Origin of the sequence: Mesorhizobium sp. M7A.F.Ca.MR.176.00.0.0, assembly GCF_004023165.1 — a bacterium.
In the GTDB taxonomy this organism is placed as follows: Bacteria; Pseudomonadota; Alphaproteobacteria; order Rhizobiales; family Rhizobiaceae; genus Mesorhizobium.
Genome location: NZ_RZTC01000088.1, coordinates 10,374 through 26,454 on the forward strand (window position 1 = coordinate 10,374; position 16,081 = coordinate 26,454).

Below are 16,081 nucleotides of genomic sequence, written 5' to 3' on the forward strand. Positions count from 1 at the left end.
GGTGGTTTATCTGTCGCCGGCCTGGCCGAATTTCGATGCCGCGGCAGCGATAGCGGGAGCCATTCCAGTCGCGGTCACGCTCGATCATTCCGGCAATGGCTGGTCCTGCGACGTCGAGAAGATCGCGGCTTCGATCACGCCGCGCACAAAGGCGCTGTTCATCAACACGCCGTCGAACCCAACCGGCTGGACCGCCGATCATGAGACCTTGCAGGCCATCCTCAATCTGGCACGCGCGAAAAACCTCTGGATCATCGCCGACGAGATCTATTCGCTTTTCCACTATGGCCACGGCCGCGCGCCGTCCTTCCTCGACATCGCGTCGGCGGAAGACCGCATCCTGTACGTCAACTCCTTCTCCAAGAACTGGGCGATGACCGGCTGGCGCGTCGGCTGGATCAAGACGCATCCGAGCTTGCAGCAGGTGTTCGAGAACCTGATCCAGTATTCGAACTCCGGCGTCGCCCAGTTCATGCAGCGCGGCGCGGCCGCCGCCCTTGACGAGGGCGATGCCTTCGTTGCCGAACAGGTGGAGCGGGCGCGCAAGGCGCGCGACCTTGTCTGCGGCATTCTCGGCGCCACCGGCCGCGCCCGGTTCACGGTGCCGCAGGGCGCGTTCTATCTGTTTTTCACTGTCGACGGCATCACCGATTCACGCACCGCTGCCTTCGACATTGTCGACAAGGCCAATGTCGGCCTGGCGCCAGGCACCGCTTTCGGCCCCGGCGGCGAGGCGTTTTTGCGGTTGTGTTTCCACCGCCGCCTCGATCAGGTCGAGGAAGCGGCACACCGGCTGGCGAAGTGGATGAAGGTAGTTTGAGCCGTCGACGAAGCGCGGATTGAAAATCGCTCCGGCGAGCCAGATAGCCGCCGGAGTAGAGTTTCAAACGGCTTCAGCCACCTGACTTGGGGACCAGCAGGGGAATGATGCGGTCGCTTTTGGCCACCGAAGGCCGCCCGGCGGAGCCATAGGGGATGCCGAGCGCATCCCAGGTCTCGACCAGCGCATCCTGCAATTCGGCGATCAGTGCATCGGAATGGAACGGCGTCGGCGTGATGCGCAGCCGCTCGGTGCCGCGCGGCACGGTCGGGTAGTTGATCGGCTGGATGTAGATGCCGTGCACGCCGAGCAGGCGGTCGCTGGCCATCTTGCAGGCCTCGGGATCGCCGACCAGCAGCGGCACGATGTGGGTCGGCGAGTCCATCACCGGCAGGCCGGCGGCCGACAGGATCTGCTTGGTTCGGCTCGCCTGCTGCTGCTGGGCGTCGCGCTCGGCCTGCGAGCGCTTGAGATGGCGGATCGACGCGGTCGCGGCAGCCGCGATCGCCGGCGGCAGTGCCGTGGTGAAGATGAAGCCCGGCGCATAGGAACGCACGGCGTCGATCACGGCGCTGGTGCCGGTGATGTAGCCGCCCAGCGTGCCGAACGCCTTGGCCAGCGTGCCTTCGATGATGTCGATGCGGTCGGCCAGGCCTTCGCGCTCGGTGATGCCGCCGCCGCGCGGCCCGTACATGCCGACGGCATGGACCTCGTCGATATAGGTCATGGCGTTGTAGCGCTCGGCGAGCTCGACGATCTCTTTGATCGGCGCGATGTCGCCATCCATCGAGTAGACGCTTTCGAAGACGATCAGCTTGGCGCGTTCGCGTCCAGCCGCCTGCAAAAGGCTTTCCAGATGCGCGACGTCGTTGTGGCGGAAGATCTTCTTCTCGGCGCCGGAACGCCGCACGCCTTCGATCATCGAGGCGTGGTTCAGTTCGTCCGAGATGATCAGGCAGTTGGGCAAAAGCTTCGCGATGGTCGAGATCGAGGCTTCGTTGGAGACGAAACCGGAGGTGAAGACCAGTGCCGCTTCCTTGTCGTGCAGGTCGGCAAGCTCCACCTCGAGCTCGACCAGCGGGTTCGACGTGCCGGAAATGTTGCGGGTGCCGCCGGCGCCCGAACCCATCTTGCCAGCGGTATTCTGGAACGCGGCGATGACGTCGGGATGCTGGCCCATGCCGAGATAGTCGTTGGAGCACCAGACGGTGATTTCCTCGGCGCGGCCATTGGAACGCCAGATGGCGCGCGGGAACTTGCCCGCGATCCGCTCCAGGTCGGCGAAAACGCGGTAGCGACGCTCGGCATGGAGCTGGTCGATCGCTTCCTCGAAGAACCGCTGATAGTTCATATAGGCTTCCCAATTTTTGCGCGGGATCATAATCATTGGCCTGTTGGTCGTCCACCTGGCCTTTTTGGTCAAAATGCCACGCCCCGGACCTGTTCCTAACGATCACGGATCGTGGCCTATTCCCTTGATGTGGATCAACTTTGTTTCAGGACGATGCCCCTAGCCGGCGATGCCGGTTACCACGGTTTCAATGGTTATGCGGCGGGCTTTCCAGTAGAGCGGGGGTTGAGACAGTTTCCGATAAATCTTGGATAAGCGAGGACGCGGATGACGGTTTTGGTTACAGGCGGTGCCGGTTATATCGGCAGCCACATGGTCTGGGAGTTGCTTGATGCCGGCGAGAGCGTGGTCGTCCTCGATCGCCTTTCCACCGGTTTTGAATGGGCGGTGGCGCCGGAGGCGAAGCTGGTCGTCGGCGACGTCGCCGACAGGGAATTGGTCGGCTCGGTCATCAGGGAGAACAAGGTCGACGCGATCATTCATTTCGCCGGCTCGATCGTGGTTCCGGAATCGGTCGCCGACCCGCTCAGCTACTACGAGAACAACACCTCGAAGACGCGCACGCTGATCGAAACCGCGGTGCGCGAAGGCGTGCCCAATTTCATTTTTTCATCGACCGCCGCCGTCTATGGCGGGGCCGGGCTGGAGCCGGTGCGCGAGGACGCCCGCCTGTCGCCGGAATCGCCCTATGGCCTGTCCAAGCTGATGAGTGAGTGGATGCTGCGCGACGCGTCGATCGCGCATGGCCTGCGCTATACCGCGCTGCGCTACTTCAACGTCGCCGGCGCCGACCCGAAGGGCCGCACCGGCCAGTCGACGCCGGGCGCCACCCATCTGATCAAGGTCGCCTGCGAGACGGCACTTGGCAAGCGGCCGTTCATGCAGGTGTTCGGCACCGATTATCCGACGCCGGACGGCACCTGCATGCGCGACTACATCCATGTCAGCGACCTGGCGGCGGCGCATCGCCTGGCCGTGCAGCGGCTGCGTGCCGGGGGACAAAGCCTCGTCGCCAATTGCGGCTACAGCCATGGCTACTCGGTGCTCGAGGTCATCGACAGCGTGCGCCGCGCCTTCGGCCATGATTTCGAGGTGAAGATGGGCGATCGCCGTCCCGGCGACGCCGCGGCGGTGGTCGCCAATTCGGATCTCGCCCGCGCTGAACTCGGCTGGACCCCGCAACGCGACGATCTCGACCAGATCGTCGCCGACGCGCTCGCCTGGGAGCGCATCTTGACCGGCAAGAACTCCGCGCGCGGCTGAGCCGGGTTCTCCCAAGGGCTCGCAAGGCGGGCAGCGAAGCGCTATTGAAGGCGTTCGCGGCAAGGTGCGGAGGCGCCGCGCCGCGAGGAGCTCTTGGGGGATGGCATGAAAATAACGGTGCTCGGGGCCGGTGTCGTCGGTACGGCGGCCGCCTATTATCTGGCCAGCGACGGCCATGAGGTGACAGTGATCGAGCGCCATCCGGCGGCGGCACAAGGCACCAGCCAGTCCAATGCCGGCCTGGTGTCACCGGGTGACGCCACCGCCTGGGCCTCGCCGGCGGCTTTGAAGACTTTCCTGCGCGGGCTCTACAACCATGATCTCGGCATCAAGGTCAGGCTGCGCCTCGATCCCTATTTCCTCGCCTGGAGCCTGCGTTTCCTGCGCCAGTGCACGGTGGCGCGCCTGCGCGCCAACACCGACATCAAGCTCAGGCTCGCGCTCTATTCGCGTGACTGCATCAATGCGCTTTCGGAAGCGACCGGCATCCACTACGACGAGCGCAAGAAGGGCATCCTCTATTTCTTCCGCTCGCAAAAGAGCCTCGACACCGGTACCGACAATTACCGTTATCTTGCCAGGCACGGCCTGCCGATCGAAATCGTCGGCCGCGACCGGCTGGTCGAACTGGAACCAGGCCTTGCCGGCGTCAAGGACAAGATTGCCGGGGGCGTCTATTCGCCAACCGACCAGACCGGAGATTCCAAGCAGTTTGTCGACAGGCTGGCCGCCTATGCTGCCGAGAAGCTCGGCGTCAAATTCCTGTTCGGCACGACAGTCGAAGGCCTCGACATCGAGGGCGATCATGTGCGCGCGGTGATGACGTCGGCCGGCCCGGTCGCCGGCGATGCCGTGGTCATCTCGATGGGACCGGAGAGCGGCCTGCTCGGGCGCCGCTACGGCATCGACCTGCCTGTCTATCCGGTAAAGGGCTATACCGCGACGATTCCCCTGGAGGACGAAAGCAAGGGACCGACCATGGGCGGCGCCGACGAGGACCGGCTGATCGGCTATTCCAGGCTGGGCAACCGCTTGCGAATGTCCTCGACGGCCGAATTCACCGGCTTCGACCGAACTTTCAAGCCCGCCGATTTCAAGACGATCATCAGCACCGGCAAGGATCTTTTCCCGGGTGCCTTCGACGAGAAGAAGGCTGTGTTCTGGGCCGGTCTGCGGCCGATGATGCCGAACTCGGTGCCGGTCATCGGCCAGGCTCGCTACAAGAATCTCTATCTCGACACCGGCCACGGCCATGTCGGCTGGACCATGGCCTGCGGCTCCGGCAAATTCCTTGCCGACCTCGTCGCCGGCCGCAAGCCGGAGATCGACCCGCAGGGGCTGGTCTACGGGGGGTAGCGATGTCGGGACCGCAAGTCGCCATCGACCTTGGCCGCATCGAGCGCAATGCGCGCACCATCGTCGAGCGCTGCGCGCTGTCGGGCATAAAAGTGTTCGGCGTCACCAAGGGCACTTGCGGCATGCCGCAAGTGGCGCGCGCCATGTTGCGCGGCGGTGTCGCCGGCATCGCCGAATCGCGTTTCGAGAACATCCGCCGGCTGCGCGACAGCGGCATCAACGCGCCGATCATGCTGTTGCGCAGCCCGCCGATGGCGCGTGTCGAGGAGGTGGTGCGCACCGTCGACATCAGTCTGCAGTCGGAACTCGCCACCATCCGCGAGATATCGCGCATCGCCGAGCGCATGGGCCGCATCCACGACATCATGCTGATGATCGATCTCGGCGATCTGCGCGAAGGCATCTGGCCGAACGACCTGATCCCCACGGTCGAGCAGATACTGCAGTTCAAGGGCGTTCGCATTGCCGGCATCGGCACCAATCTCGGCTGTTTCGGCGCCATCATGCCGACGCCGGAAAATCTCGGCCAACTCGTCGCCCACGCCTACAAGACCGAACGCCTGTCGGGCAAAAGCCTCGACTGGATTTCCGGCGGCGCCTCGTCGTCGCTGCCGCTGCTGCTCGAAGGCAAGTTGCCGGCCGGCATCAACAATCTGCGGGTCGGCGAGGCGATCCTGCAGGGTGGTGTCGAGACCTTCCGCGACACGCCGTGGGCGGAGCTCGAACCCGATGCCTGCCGGCTGACCAGCGACATCATCGAGGTCAAGCTCAAGCCGTCACGACCGATCGGCCAATCGGGCTACGACGCCTTCGGCAACCAGCCGGTCTTCCCCGACGAAGGCGACAGGCTGCGCGCCATCGCCAATATCGGCCGTGAGGATGTGCTGGTCGAGGGACTGACGCCGATTGCGAGGGGGATAAGGGTGCTCGGCGCCTCCAGCGACCATCTGCTTTTGGATGTCGCCGATGCCGACCCGAGGCCCTCCGTCGGCGACCGCGTCGCCTTCCGCATGAGCTATGGCGCCATGCTTTTGGCGATGACCTCGGAATATGTCGAGAAGGCCCCGATGCATGATGTCGAGGATTTTTCCGGCCGCAAGATGGTGCAGATCACGGCCGGGCAGGGGGCCGCCGGCATCCTGGCCCGGGAAAGCACCGGCGCCCGGCTGGAAGCGATGAACTTCGACGTGGTGGAACTCGCCGATGTCGAGCGGCCGCCATCGGGGCTGGTCCGGCTGATTGCCGGCGTCGATCGTCGCATCGCCCACAAGGCGCTGACCGCGACGGCGCGCGCGACGCATTCTTTCGGCCTGATCTGGATCGATTCCATCGCCGCCCTGATGCCAGAGGACGAGGAGGGCATCGACCTGCCGGAATGTTCGGTCCTGGCGCGATCGCTCGGGCTCGATCACAAGGCCGGCGCGCTGCAGCCGCAGCTGTCGCCGGAAAATGTCGTCATCGTCGGCCTGCGTCACGCCGATCCGGCCGAGGCGCGGGTGCTGAAAGATTCGCGCGTGTCGGCCTTCACCATGACCGACATCGACGCCATGGGCATGCGCGACCTGATGCATGAAGCGATTCGCATCGCCACCTCAGGCACGCAAGGCTTTCATGTCAGCTATTCGCCCACCGCAACCGAATTCGCCGGCTGGGCGGCGGGCTCCGGCGGGCTGACCGTGCGCGAAACACACCAGGCGATGGAGGCGATCGCGCTCTCCGGTGGCTTGCTGTCGATGGATGTTTCGGGCCTGACGGCGGATCTGGAGCCGCGGATCGGCACCGACGCGGTCAACTTCGTCATGTCGGCTTTCGGCAAACGGATTCTCTGATCAGCCCTGCGCTTCGACTGCCCCCCGCCATGCGCTGACATAGTCGGCCCAGGCCGGGTCTACAGGAGGTTCTATTCTTTCGCCCTTGCCGTGCGTCGCCGGCCGATCGGATGCCAGCAGCGCGGCGCCGATGCTGGTGCCGGTGGCGGCCTCGGACGCAACAACGGCGCGCGCCGTGGCTGCCGCCAGCATGCCGACAAAGAGCCGGTTGCGGGCAAAGGGGCCTTCGACCGTGGTCGGGCCGTCCGCGCCGATCAACTCGAGGCAGGTTGCCGTCATCAATGCCAGATAGAACGAGATGGCGGCAAAGCGCTGGCCGCTGTTCAGGCCGTCGGCATTGACCCATGCCGCGGCATGGTGCGGGAACGGCCCCGAGCCTTGCTGGGTCGACGGCAGCAGCAGCATCTTTCGCGCCAGCACGGCGCCGACATCATCCTCGGTCCACTGCTCCGGCTGGTCCTTTGTCAGCACGGAAAACTCGCGGCCGCCCATGAAGCGCGCCGAGGGAACGGGTTTGCCGAGCGCGTTGACATTGACCAGCGTGTCGCGCGCGGCATCCAGCGCAATCTGTTTGCCGCCGACCGCCATCGACACCACCCAGGTGCCGGTCGAGACGACGGAGAAAGGCGGTTTGTCGGAGAGAAGATGCGGCAGAAGCGAGGCGTTGGAATCATGCAGGCCGCAGAACACCGGCGTTTGCGGATCGAGTCCGGTTCGCATCGCAACGATGGGCAGGATCGGGCCGAGGCGATCGCTGGCCGGCCGCACCGGCGCCATCAGGCCGCGCCAGTCCAGCCTGTCGACCAACGATGAAAAATCCGCCGTCCACGGATTCCACAGATCGGTGTGGCAGCCGAGCGAGGTGACCTCGTTGGCGGCGATGCCGGTCAGGCGCAGCGCCCAGTATTGCGGGTACATCAGCATCGCGGCGGCCCTGGCGAATTCCGCCGGGAAGCTCTTCTGCTGCCAGAAGAATTGAGCACCAAGATTGAGGCCGAGCGGCAGGCGCGGCGTGCCGGTCTCGGAGAAGGGCGGGCGGATCGCGTCATAATCCGCTGCCAGCCCGTCGGGGCCATCGAACTCATAGTCGAGCACCGGCAGCACAAGTTCGCCCGCCGCGTCGACCAGCACGCCCGTCGCGCCATGGGTGGTGATCGAAATGGCGTCGATGCGCTGTTCGCGGTTGAGGCCGGCAAGGCTTTCGAGGATGAACGTCCATAGCGCCTCTACATCGTGGTGCGGGTAAGGCGCCTGTCGCACCGGCGCATTGGACATGCGGCGCAGCGCCACCTCGCTCAACGTCGCGAGGTCGACCAGCGCCACCTTGGCGTTGGTCTTGCCGATGTCGATGACGGCGATGTGGCGCATCGCACTCATGCCATGTGGAACACGGTTTCCAACGGCACGGCCACCGGCTCGTTGTCCTGCCTGGTTTCCATGATGTCGGCCATTTCAGCCCACCAGCGCTGCATCACCGAATGCCCGGGCAATTCGTCCATGCCGTGGTCGTCACGCCGCCACAGAACACCGAACAGGATATTGGTCTCCTCGTCGAGATGGATGGAATAATCGGAGACGCCGGCCTGCTTCAGCAGCGCGACCAGTGACGGCCAGATCTCGTCGTGGCGCTTCTTGTACTCGGCCTTCATGCCGGGCTTCAGCTTCATTTTGAACGCGTATTTCTGCGGCATCAGCGCCCTCCGCGCAATCGCCGCCAGACGATCGGCAAGGCGATGACGATGATCAGCAGCAGACCTATAAAGATCGACATGACGATGCCGGGCACATTGAGCAGGCCGAGCCCGAAGGTCACCAGTCCCATGATGAAGGCTGCGAGCACGACCCCAACAATGCTGCCGGCGCCGCCGAGGATACTGACGCCGCCGAGCACCACCATGGTGATGACTTCCAGCTCGTAGCCCTGCGCGATCGATGGCCGCGTCGAGCCGAGCCGCGAGGTGATCAGCACCGAGGCGATGCCCGACATCAGCCCGGTCAGGCAGAACAGGATGAACTTGGTGCGGCCGACGCGCACGCCGGAAAACTGCGCAGCTATCGGATTGTTGCCGATGGCGAAGACGCGTCGGCCGAAACTCGTACGGTGCAGCAGGAACCAGTAGACGACGGCCGCAATGAGGAAGAGCACCAGCTCGAACGACACCACCCACCAGACATAGCCCTGGCCGAAGAAGGCGAAGCTTGAGGGATAGCCCTTGTAGGCCTGGTCTCCGAGGATGATGAAGGCGATGCCGCGAAACAGGCTCATCGTGCCGATGGTGACGACGATCGACGGCAGACCGAGCCTTGTCACCAGCAGACCGTTGAAGGCGCCGCAGCCGAGCCCGACGACGATGCCGATCGCTACCAGCACCGGCGTGCCGGCGCCGGCCTGCACCGCCATGCCCATCATCGTCGACGCCAGCGCAATGATGGCGGCCACCGACAGATCGATCTCGCCCGAGATGATCAGCAGCGCCATGGCGAAGGCGATCAGGCCTTTCTCTGTGAAATTGAAGGTGAGATCGGACAGCGAATACGGGTCGAGGAAATAGGGCGAGGCGAAGCTGTTGATGGCGAAGATGGCGACGGCCACAACGACCAGCAGCGCTTCCCAGGAAAAGATCGCCGAACGGAACGGCTTGTCGAGCCGGTCGGGAATGTGGCGCGGGGCAGGGATGTCGGTCACGCCTCCACCTTTCTGAGGATGATGCGGCCTTGCTGGCGTTCGCCGCGCGCATTGAGCACGACGGCCAGGATGATGGCGCTGCCAGAAATCGCCATCTGCCAGAAGGGCGAGATGTTGATGACCGGCAGCGCGTTGGAGATGATGCCGAGGAACAATGCGCCGAGCACCGCGCCGCCGACCGAGCCGATGCCGCCGGCGATCGAGATGCCGCCGATGACGCAGGCGGCGATGATGTTGAGCTCATAGCCATTGGCGACCTCGACCGACGCGATCACATAGCGCGAGATCCAGAGATAGCCTGACAGGCCGCCGATCATGCCGGAGATGCAGAAGACGATGAACTTGGTGCGGCCGACATCGATGCCGGCATAGACGGAAGCCGTCGGGTTTACGCCGATGGCATAGATCGAGCGGCCGAGCGCGGTGCGCGTCATCAGGACGAAGAACAGCGCAATGACCAGGATGGCGATCCACGACAGCACCGGAATGCCGAGGAAGGCGGCGCGCTGAAAGCCGATGAAGTCCGGGCTCATCTTGTCGGCATTGACCCAGGCGCCACCGGACAGCACGAAGGTCGCGCCGCGATAGATGGTCAGCGTGCCCAATGTCACCACGATCGAAGGGATGTTCAGCCGCCAGACCAAAAGGCCGTTGATGGCGCCGAGCGCCAGACCGACGGCCAGCGCAATGACGATCAGCAGCGGGATCGGGATCGCCGGATGCGCGGCGTTCAGCATCGCCACCACCATGCCGGTGAAGCAGAGATTGGACGCCATCGACAGATCGATCGACCGGGTCAGGATGACCACCATCTGGCCGAGCGCCAGGATCATCAGGATCGAGGTGTCGTTGAACACCTGACGCAGATTGCCGGGGTCGGCAAAGGCCGGGAAACGCGTCGAAATCAGGCCGATCAGCACGACGATGGCCGCCAACAGCCAGATTTCACGGTATTTCAGGAAAGCCTTCATGCCGCGATCCCCGCTGCCGTCCGAACCAGCGTCTCGGCGTCCAACCCCTTGTTGTCGTAGACCGCCGCGACGAGCCCCTCGCGCATGACCACGACGCGGTCGGACATGCCGAGGATTTCGGGCAGCTCGGAGGACACCATGATCACCGACAGGCCTTGCGCCACCAACTCGGCCATGAAGCCGTGCACGGCGGCCTTCGAGCCGATGTCGATGCCCTTGGTCGGCTCGTCCAGGATGATCACCTTGGGCGACGTCGCCAGCCATTTGGCGATGACGATCTTCTGCTGGTTGCCGCCCGACAGCGTGCCGACGTCCTGGCTGAGCGAGGAGGCCCTGAGGTCGAGCCGCTCGGTGTAGGAGCGGGCCAGATCGAACTCCTCCGACAGCCGCAGCAGGCCGGACTTCGATGTGCGCTTGAGTGAAGGCAGCGAGACGTTCTGGAAGATCGGCAGGCCGATCACCACGCCTTGTTTGCCGCGTTCTTCGGGCACGTAGACGATCCCGGCATCGATCGAATCCGCCGCCGATTTCGGCGCGAGCGTCTTGCCTTCCAGCGTGATCGTGCCGGCTGATGTGCGGGTGATGCCCGATATCGCCTGCATCACCTCGCTGCGGCCGGCGCCGACCAGGCCGTAGAAGCCGAGGATCTCGCCCTTGTGCAGTTCGAAGCCGATGTCGTTGAATTCGGTCGGATGCGACAGGCCGGAAACGGAGAGCACCGGCGCGCCTATCTCCGCCTTGCGCTGCGGGAAGATGTGATCGACCGCGCGGCCGACCATCAGGCGCACGATCTGGCTCTGGCCGGCATCCTTGATCAGGCCTTCGCCGACCATCTCGCCATCGCGGAACACCGTGTAGCGGTCGGCGATACGGTAGATCTCGTCGAACTTGTGGCTGATGAACAGGATCGCCTTTCCGTCGCTCTTGAGGAACTCGATCAGCAAAAAGAGCTCCTCGATCTCCTTCATCGAGAGCGCGGCGGTCGGCTCGTCCATGATGACGATCTGCGCGTCGATCGACATGGCGCGCGCGACGGCGACCAGATGTTTGTTGGCGATGCCGAGGTCCTTCAACCGCGCGTCGGCGTCGATATGGCCGGCATGCATGGTGTCGAGCACTTCGCGCGCATTTTTGCGCATCGTGCGCCAGTCGATGGTGCGCAAACGCGTGCGCGGCGCATGGCCGAGAAAGATGTTTTCGGCGACGCTCAGATCGTCGAACAGCACGGTTTCCTGGTGGATGGCGGTGACGCCATGGCCAAAGGCGGCATGCGCGCTGGGCAGGGTGACGGCCTGGCCGTCGATGCTGATGGTACCTCCGTCGGGCTGGTAGATGCCGGTCATGATCTTGACCAGCGTCGACTTGCCGGCGCCGTTTTCGCCGATCAGCGCCGTCACCTGGCCGGGGTAGAGCGACAGGCTGACATTGTGCAGCGCGCGCACGCCGGGAAAGCTTTTTGAGATGCCGGACAGCGTCAGGCGTGGAGCCGGGGCCGGAGGCCGCTCCTTCACCGCGCCGTGTTGGGCTGTCGTGTCCATAATCGTATCAAGCCCTGAAACAAGGTTCGTTTAAAGTCGCGGCGGGACGTGAGCCCCGCCGCGTCAGCTCTAGAGAACTCCAGATCAATAGATCTTGGAGAACTTTTCGATGTTCGACTTGTCGAACTGGAAGGGCGGAGCCATCGCAGCCGAGTTGGTGTCGTCGAGCGTGACCTTGCCGACGCGGCCGATCGACAGCGTGGCGCCGGGCTTCGCCTCTTCCTTCTTCACCGCCAGATCATGGGCGAGGTAGACGGCCGAGTAGCCGAGGTCGATCGGGTTCCACAGGGCAACCGCCTGACTGGAACCGTTGTCGATGAACTTCTTGAACTCGGACGGCAGCGCGAGGCCGGTGACATTGACCTTGCCGATCAGGTTCTCGTCGGTGACGACCTGGGCGGCGGCGACGACGCCGACGGTGGTCGGCGCGATGATCGCCTTGAGGTTCGGATAGGACTTCAACAGGCCCTTGGCTTCGTCGGTGCTCTTGGCCGAATCGTCATCGCCATAGACGGTGGCGACGAGTTTGATCTTGGGGAACTTCTCCGGCAGGATTTTCTTGGCCGCGTCGATCCAGGCGTTCTGGTTGGTGGCGGTCGAGGAGGCCGACAGGATGGCGACCTCGCCGCCTTCCGGCAGGTGGTCGGCGGCAAGCTTGATGATGGTCTCACCGATCAGGCCGGTATCGGACGGGTTGAGGTGAAGCTGGCGGCCTTCCTTAGCGACGCCCGAATCCCACGAGATGACGGTGATGCCGCGTTCCATGGCCTTCTTCAGCACCGGCACCAAGGCGTCGGCGTCATTGGCCGAAATGGCGATGGCGTTGACCTTCTGCGCGATCAGCGAATTGACCACTTCGATCTGCGCTTCGGCGGTCGCCTTGGTCGGGCCGGTGTAGATGATGTCGACATCGCCGAGTTCCTTGGCCGCCTCTTCGGCGCCCTTGTTGGCGGCATCGAAGAAGCCGTTGCCGAGCGATTTCACCACCAGTGCGATCTTGACGTTTTCGGCATAGGCGGCATTCACGAACATGGCGGCTGAGAATGCAGCCGTCACCATCAATTTCTTCAAGAAGCTCATCGAATTTCCTCCCTTGAGCGTTGCATTCCATCGTCGCTGCGAGCGCGAGTTGGCCTCAGGCCTGCAGTGAAGATTCTTCCTTGTTGGTCGCGGATGTGCGGGCGACGATCAGCGTCACCCCCGCGGTCTCCAGCATCTTGGCTTCGCGATCCTCGATGCCGTCATCGGTGATGACGGTGGCGATGCGCGACAGGCCGCACAGGATCAGGCTGGAGCGTTTGCGGAATTTCGAGGAATCGACCAGCACCACCAACTCGTCGGCTTGGTCGATCAGTTTCTGCTCCGCCTGGATCAAAAGCGGATCGCCCTCCATCAGGCCGAGCGGCCCCAGACCCTGCGCGCCCATGAACATGCGGCGCGCATAGAAATTGCGCGTCACGTCATTGTCGAAGGGCGACAGGATGATGTTCTGCTCGCGATAAATGGTGCCGCCCGACAGCATCACCGTGTTCTTGGAGTGCTTGAGCAGGTGCTCGGCGATCGGGAACGAATTGGTGAAGATCGGCATGCGGCGGCCGGTCAGGAAATGCACCATCTGGAACGTGGTGGTGCCGCCATTGATGATGATTGGTTCGCCGTCCTTGCACAGCTCTACCGCTTCACGCGCGATCGACCGCTTCTGCGAGGCGTTGATCGTTTCGTTGACGGAAAAGGGCCGGCCGGCCAGCCCGATGAACTGCGGCGGCGAGATTGCCTCGGCGCCGCCGCGCACGCGCCGCAGCCGCTTCTGGACGTGGAGAGCCGCGATATCGCGCCGGATCGTCGCCTCGGAGGACTCCGTCAGGTCGACCATCTCCTGCACCGTCACCACAGGCTTTTCCTGGACGGCGGACAGAATGATCCTGTGGCGCTCTTTTTCGTGCATGGTTCCTCCCTGCCTGAGCATCTAGGCACCCAAAACGCGCAGTGTCAATCATTTCCGATCATATAATTTCATTGTGCAGTGCAATATGATCGATATTGATCGTTTGTGATTGACAAGCCGGCTGCTTCCGTGGAAATTCGGACCAAATGGCCGCGCCTTTTGCGTGCCTTTGGGAGGATTGCATATGCTCGACAAGCGCACCGGCGCGCGCCTCGCCAATCTGTGGGATGAGGCCAAGGCTCACGCGATGAGCGGGCCGGAACTTCTGGTCTACCGCTCGAACACGCTCGGTTCCGACAAGCGCGTCACCAATTATGGCGGCGGCAACACGTCGTCGAAGATCTGGCAGAGAGACCCGCTCACCGGCGAGGATGTCGAAGTGCTGTGGGTCAAGGGATCGGGCGGCGACAGCGCCTCGATCAAGCTGGACGGCTTTGCCACGCTCTACATGGACAAGCTGCGCGCGCTCAAAGGTCTCTATCGCGGCGTCGAACACGAAGATGAAATGGTCGGCTTCCTGCCGCACTGCACCTTCAACCTCAATCCACGCTCGGCCTCTATCGACACGCCGTTGCACGCCTACGTGCCGAAGCCTTTTGTCGACCACATGCATCCCGATGCCATCATCGCCATTGCCGCCGCGAAGGATTCGAAGGCGCTGACGAAACAAATCTTCGGCGACGCCATCGGCTGGTTGCCGTGGAAGCGCCCGGGCTTCGAACTCGGCCTGTGGCTGGAGAAATTCTGCCTCGAACACCCCGATGCCAAGGGTGTCATCCTGGAAAGCCACGGCCTGTTCACCTGGGGCGACACCCCCAGGGAATGCTACGAGACGACGATCTCGGTGATCAACCAGGCGATCGAATGGTTCGAGCCCCGCTCCGAGGGTGTCGCTATCTTTGGCGGTGAAGTGGTCAAGGCACTCGACGCCACCGAGCGCCGTGCCATCGCGGCCAAACTGATGCCGAGGATTCGCGGCCTGATCTCGGAGAAGAGCCACAAAACAGGCCATTTCGATGATTCCGCCGCCGTGCTCGAATTCGTCAATTCCAGGGATCTGCGCCCGCTGGCGGCACTCGGCACCTCGTGCCCCGACCATTTCCTGCGCACCAAGATCCGCCCGCTGGTCATCGAATTCGATCCGGCCAAGCCCGATGTCGATGCGGTGATTGCGCGGCTTGCCGACGACATCGCAGCCTATCGCGTCGGCTACCAGGCCTACTACGACAGCTGCAAGCATCCGGACTCGCCCGTCATCCGCGATCCCAATGCCGTCGTCTACCTGATGCCCGGCGTCGGCATGTTCACCTTCGCCGGCGACAAGGCGACGGCGCGCATTTCGGGCGAATTCTATGTCAACGCCATCAACGTCATGCGCGGCGCCTCGACCGTCTCGTCCTATGTCGGCCTGCCTGCACAGGAAGCCTTCGACATCGAATACTGGCTGCTCGAGGACCTGAAGCTGCAGCGTATGCCGAAGGCGAAGTCGCTTGCCGGCCAGATCGCGCTGGTCACGGGTGGCGCCGGCGGCATCGGCCGCGCCACGGCCAACCGGCTGCTGCGCGAAGGCGCCTGCGTGGTGCTGGCCGACATAGACGAGGCAGCGCTAGCCAGCGCCAATGACGAACTGGCCAAAGTCTATGGCAAGGATTTCGTCCGCCCGGTGCTGATCAACGTCACCTCGGAGGAACAGGTTATCTCCGGCTTTGCCGAGACAGCGGTCGAGTTCGGCGGCATCGACATTCTGGTGTCGAATGCAGGGCTCGCCTCCTCGGCGCCGATCGAGGAGACGACGCTGGCGCTGTGGAACAAGAACTTGGACATCCTGTCGACCGGCTATTTCCTGGTCTCGCGGGAAGCGTTCCGGCTGTTCCGCGCGCAGAAGATCGGCGGCAACGTCGTCTTCGTCGCCTCCAAGAACGGCCTTGCCGCATCGCCCAACGCCGCCGCCTATTGCACGGCCAAGGCCGCCGAGATCCACCTCGCCCGCTGTCTGGCGCTGGAGGGCGCGGAGGCGCAGATCAGGGTCAATGTCGTCAACCCGGACGCGGTGCTTCGCGGCTCGAAGATCTGGACTGGCGAGTGGAAGGAACAGCGCGCCGCCGCCTACAAGATGTCGACCGACGATCTGGAGGAGCATTATCGCTCGCGTTCGATGCTGAAGCGCTCGGTCTTCCCGGAAGATATCGCCGAAGCGATCTATTTCCTGGCGTCCGACATGTCGGCCAAGTCGACCGGCAACATCATCAATGTCGACGCGGGCAACGCCCAGAGCTTTACGCGCTAGCCGCTTCGCCCTTCTCCCCGTCACTATACGGGGAG

Annotated in this window: 13 protein-coding genes; 5 read left to right on the forward strand and 8 right to left on the reverse strand. The window is 63.7% G+C overall.

Annotation, left to right across the window (positions count from 1 at the left end; translation table 11 throughout):
* Positions 1 to 820: aminotransferase class I/II-fold pyridoxal phosphate-dependent enzyme (locus EOB59_RS24890; protein WP_245486741.1), on the forward strand; the 820-nt coding region annotated here is incomplete at its 5' end.
* A gap of 73 nt (positions 821 to 893) precedes the next feature.
* Here EOB59_RS24890 and hemA read toward each other — a convergent pair.
* Positions 894 to 2,171, reverse strand: a complete 1,278-nt coding sequence (hemA, locus tag EOB59_RS24895) for a 5-aminolevulinate synthase (protein ID WP_127270796.1) — start codon at positions 2,169 to 2,171, stop codon at positions 894 to 896.
* 267 nt (positions 2,172 to 2,438) lie between these two features.
* Between hemA and galE the strand changes: the two genes are divergently transcribed.
* From galE to EOB59_RS24910, 3 genes are all read left to right on the forward strand, one after another.
* On the forward strand, positions 2,439 to 3,434 hold the full coding sequence (gene galE, locus EOB59_RS24900; RefSeq protein ID WP_128289462.1) for a UDP-glucose 4-epimerase GalE: 996 nt from the start codon (positions 2,439 to 2,441) through the stop codon (positions 3,432 to 3,434).
* A gap of 105 nt (positions 3,435 to 3,539) precedes the next feature.
* Positions 3,540 to 4,790 (forward strand): D-amino acid dehydrogenase, encoded by a 1,251-nt coding sequence (locus EOB59_RS24905; RefSeq protein WP_128289463.1) that lies wholly within the window; start codon positions 3,540 to 3,542, stop codon positions 4,788 to 4,790.
* 2 nt (positions 4,791 to 4,792) lie between these two features.
* Positions 4,793 to 6,619: an alanine racemase gene (locus EOB59_RS24910; protein WP_128289464.1), complete on the forward strand. Its 1,827-nt coding sequence runs from the start codon at positions 4,793 to 4,795 to the stop codon at positions 6,617 to 6,619.
* Here the strand turns inward: EOB59_RS24910 and EOB59_RS24915 are convergent, their stop codons facing one another.
* The 7 genes from EOB59_RS24915 to EOB59_RS24945 all read right to left on the reverse strand — a co-directional run bounded on the left by EOB59_RS24915 (position 6,620) and on the right by EOB59_RS24945 (position 13,759).
* Complete coding sequence (locus EOB59_RS24915) at positions 6,620 to 7,996, reverse strand: FGGY-family carbohydrate kinase (protein WP_128289465.1); 1,377 nt, start codon at positions 7,994 to 7,996, stop codon at positions 6,620 to 6,622.
* Positions 7,993 to 8,310, reverse strand: a complete 318-nt coding sequence (gene rhaM / locus EOB59_RS24920; protein WP_128289466.1) for an L-rhamnose mutarotase — start codon at positions 8,308 to 8,310, stop codon at positions 7,993 to 7,995. The genes EOB59_RS24915 and rhaM overlap by 4 nt, the downstream gene beginning before the upstream one ends.
* Positions 8,310 to 9,305: an ABC transporter permease gene (locus EOB59_RS24925; RefSeq protein ID WP_127396711.1), complete on the reverse strand. Its 996-nt coding sequence runs from the start codon at positions 9,303 to 9,305 to the stop codon at positions 8,310 to 8,312. The genes rhaM and EOB59_RS24925 overlap by 1 nt, the downstream gene beginning before the upstream one ends.
* Positions 9,302 to 10,276, reverse strand: a complete 975-nt coding sequence (locus EOB59_RS24930; RefSeq protein ID WP_127807916.1) for an ABC transporter permease — start codon at positions 10,274 to 10,276, stop codon at positions 9,302 to 9,304. The genes EOB59_RS24925 and EOB59_RS24930 overlap by 4 nt, the downstream gene beginning before the upstream one ends.
* A complete protein-coding gene (locus tag EOB59_RS24935; RefSeq protein WP_127807915.1) occupies positions 10,273 to 11,814 on the reverse strand; it encodes a sugar ABC transporter ATP-binding protein in 1,542 nt (513 codons plus the stop codon). The genes EOB59_RS24930 and EOB59_RS24935 overlap by 4 nt, the downstream gene beginning before the upstream one ends.
* A gap of 84 nt (positions 11,815 to 11,898) precedes the next feature.
* Positions 11,899 to 12,894, reverse strand: coding sequence for a rhamnose ABC transporter substrate-binding protein (rhaS, locus tag EOB59_RS24940; RefSeq protein ID WP_013533599.1), 996 nt, complete (start codon positions 12,892 to 12,894; stop codon positions 11,899 to 11,901).
* 55 nt (positions 12,895 to 12,949) lie between these two features.
* Positions 12,950 to 13,759, reverse strand: a complete 810-nt coding sequence (locus EOB59_RS24945; RefSeq protein ID WP_127397397.1) for a DeoR/GlpR family DNA-binding transcription regulator — start codon at positions 13,757 to 13,759, stop codon at positions 12,950 to 12,952.
* 184 nt (positions 13,760 to 13,943) lie between these two features.
* Here EOB59_RS24945 and EOB59_RS24950 point away from each other — a divergent pair, with 184 nt between their 5' ends.
* Entirely contained in the window at positions 13,944 to 16,046 is a 2,103-nt protein-coding gene (locus tag EOB59_RS24950) for a bifunctional rhamnulose-1-phosphate aldolase/short-chain dehydrogenase (RefSeq protein WP_128289467.1), read from the forward strand.
* Positions 16,047 to 16,081 lie beyond the last annotated feature (35 nt).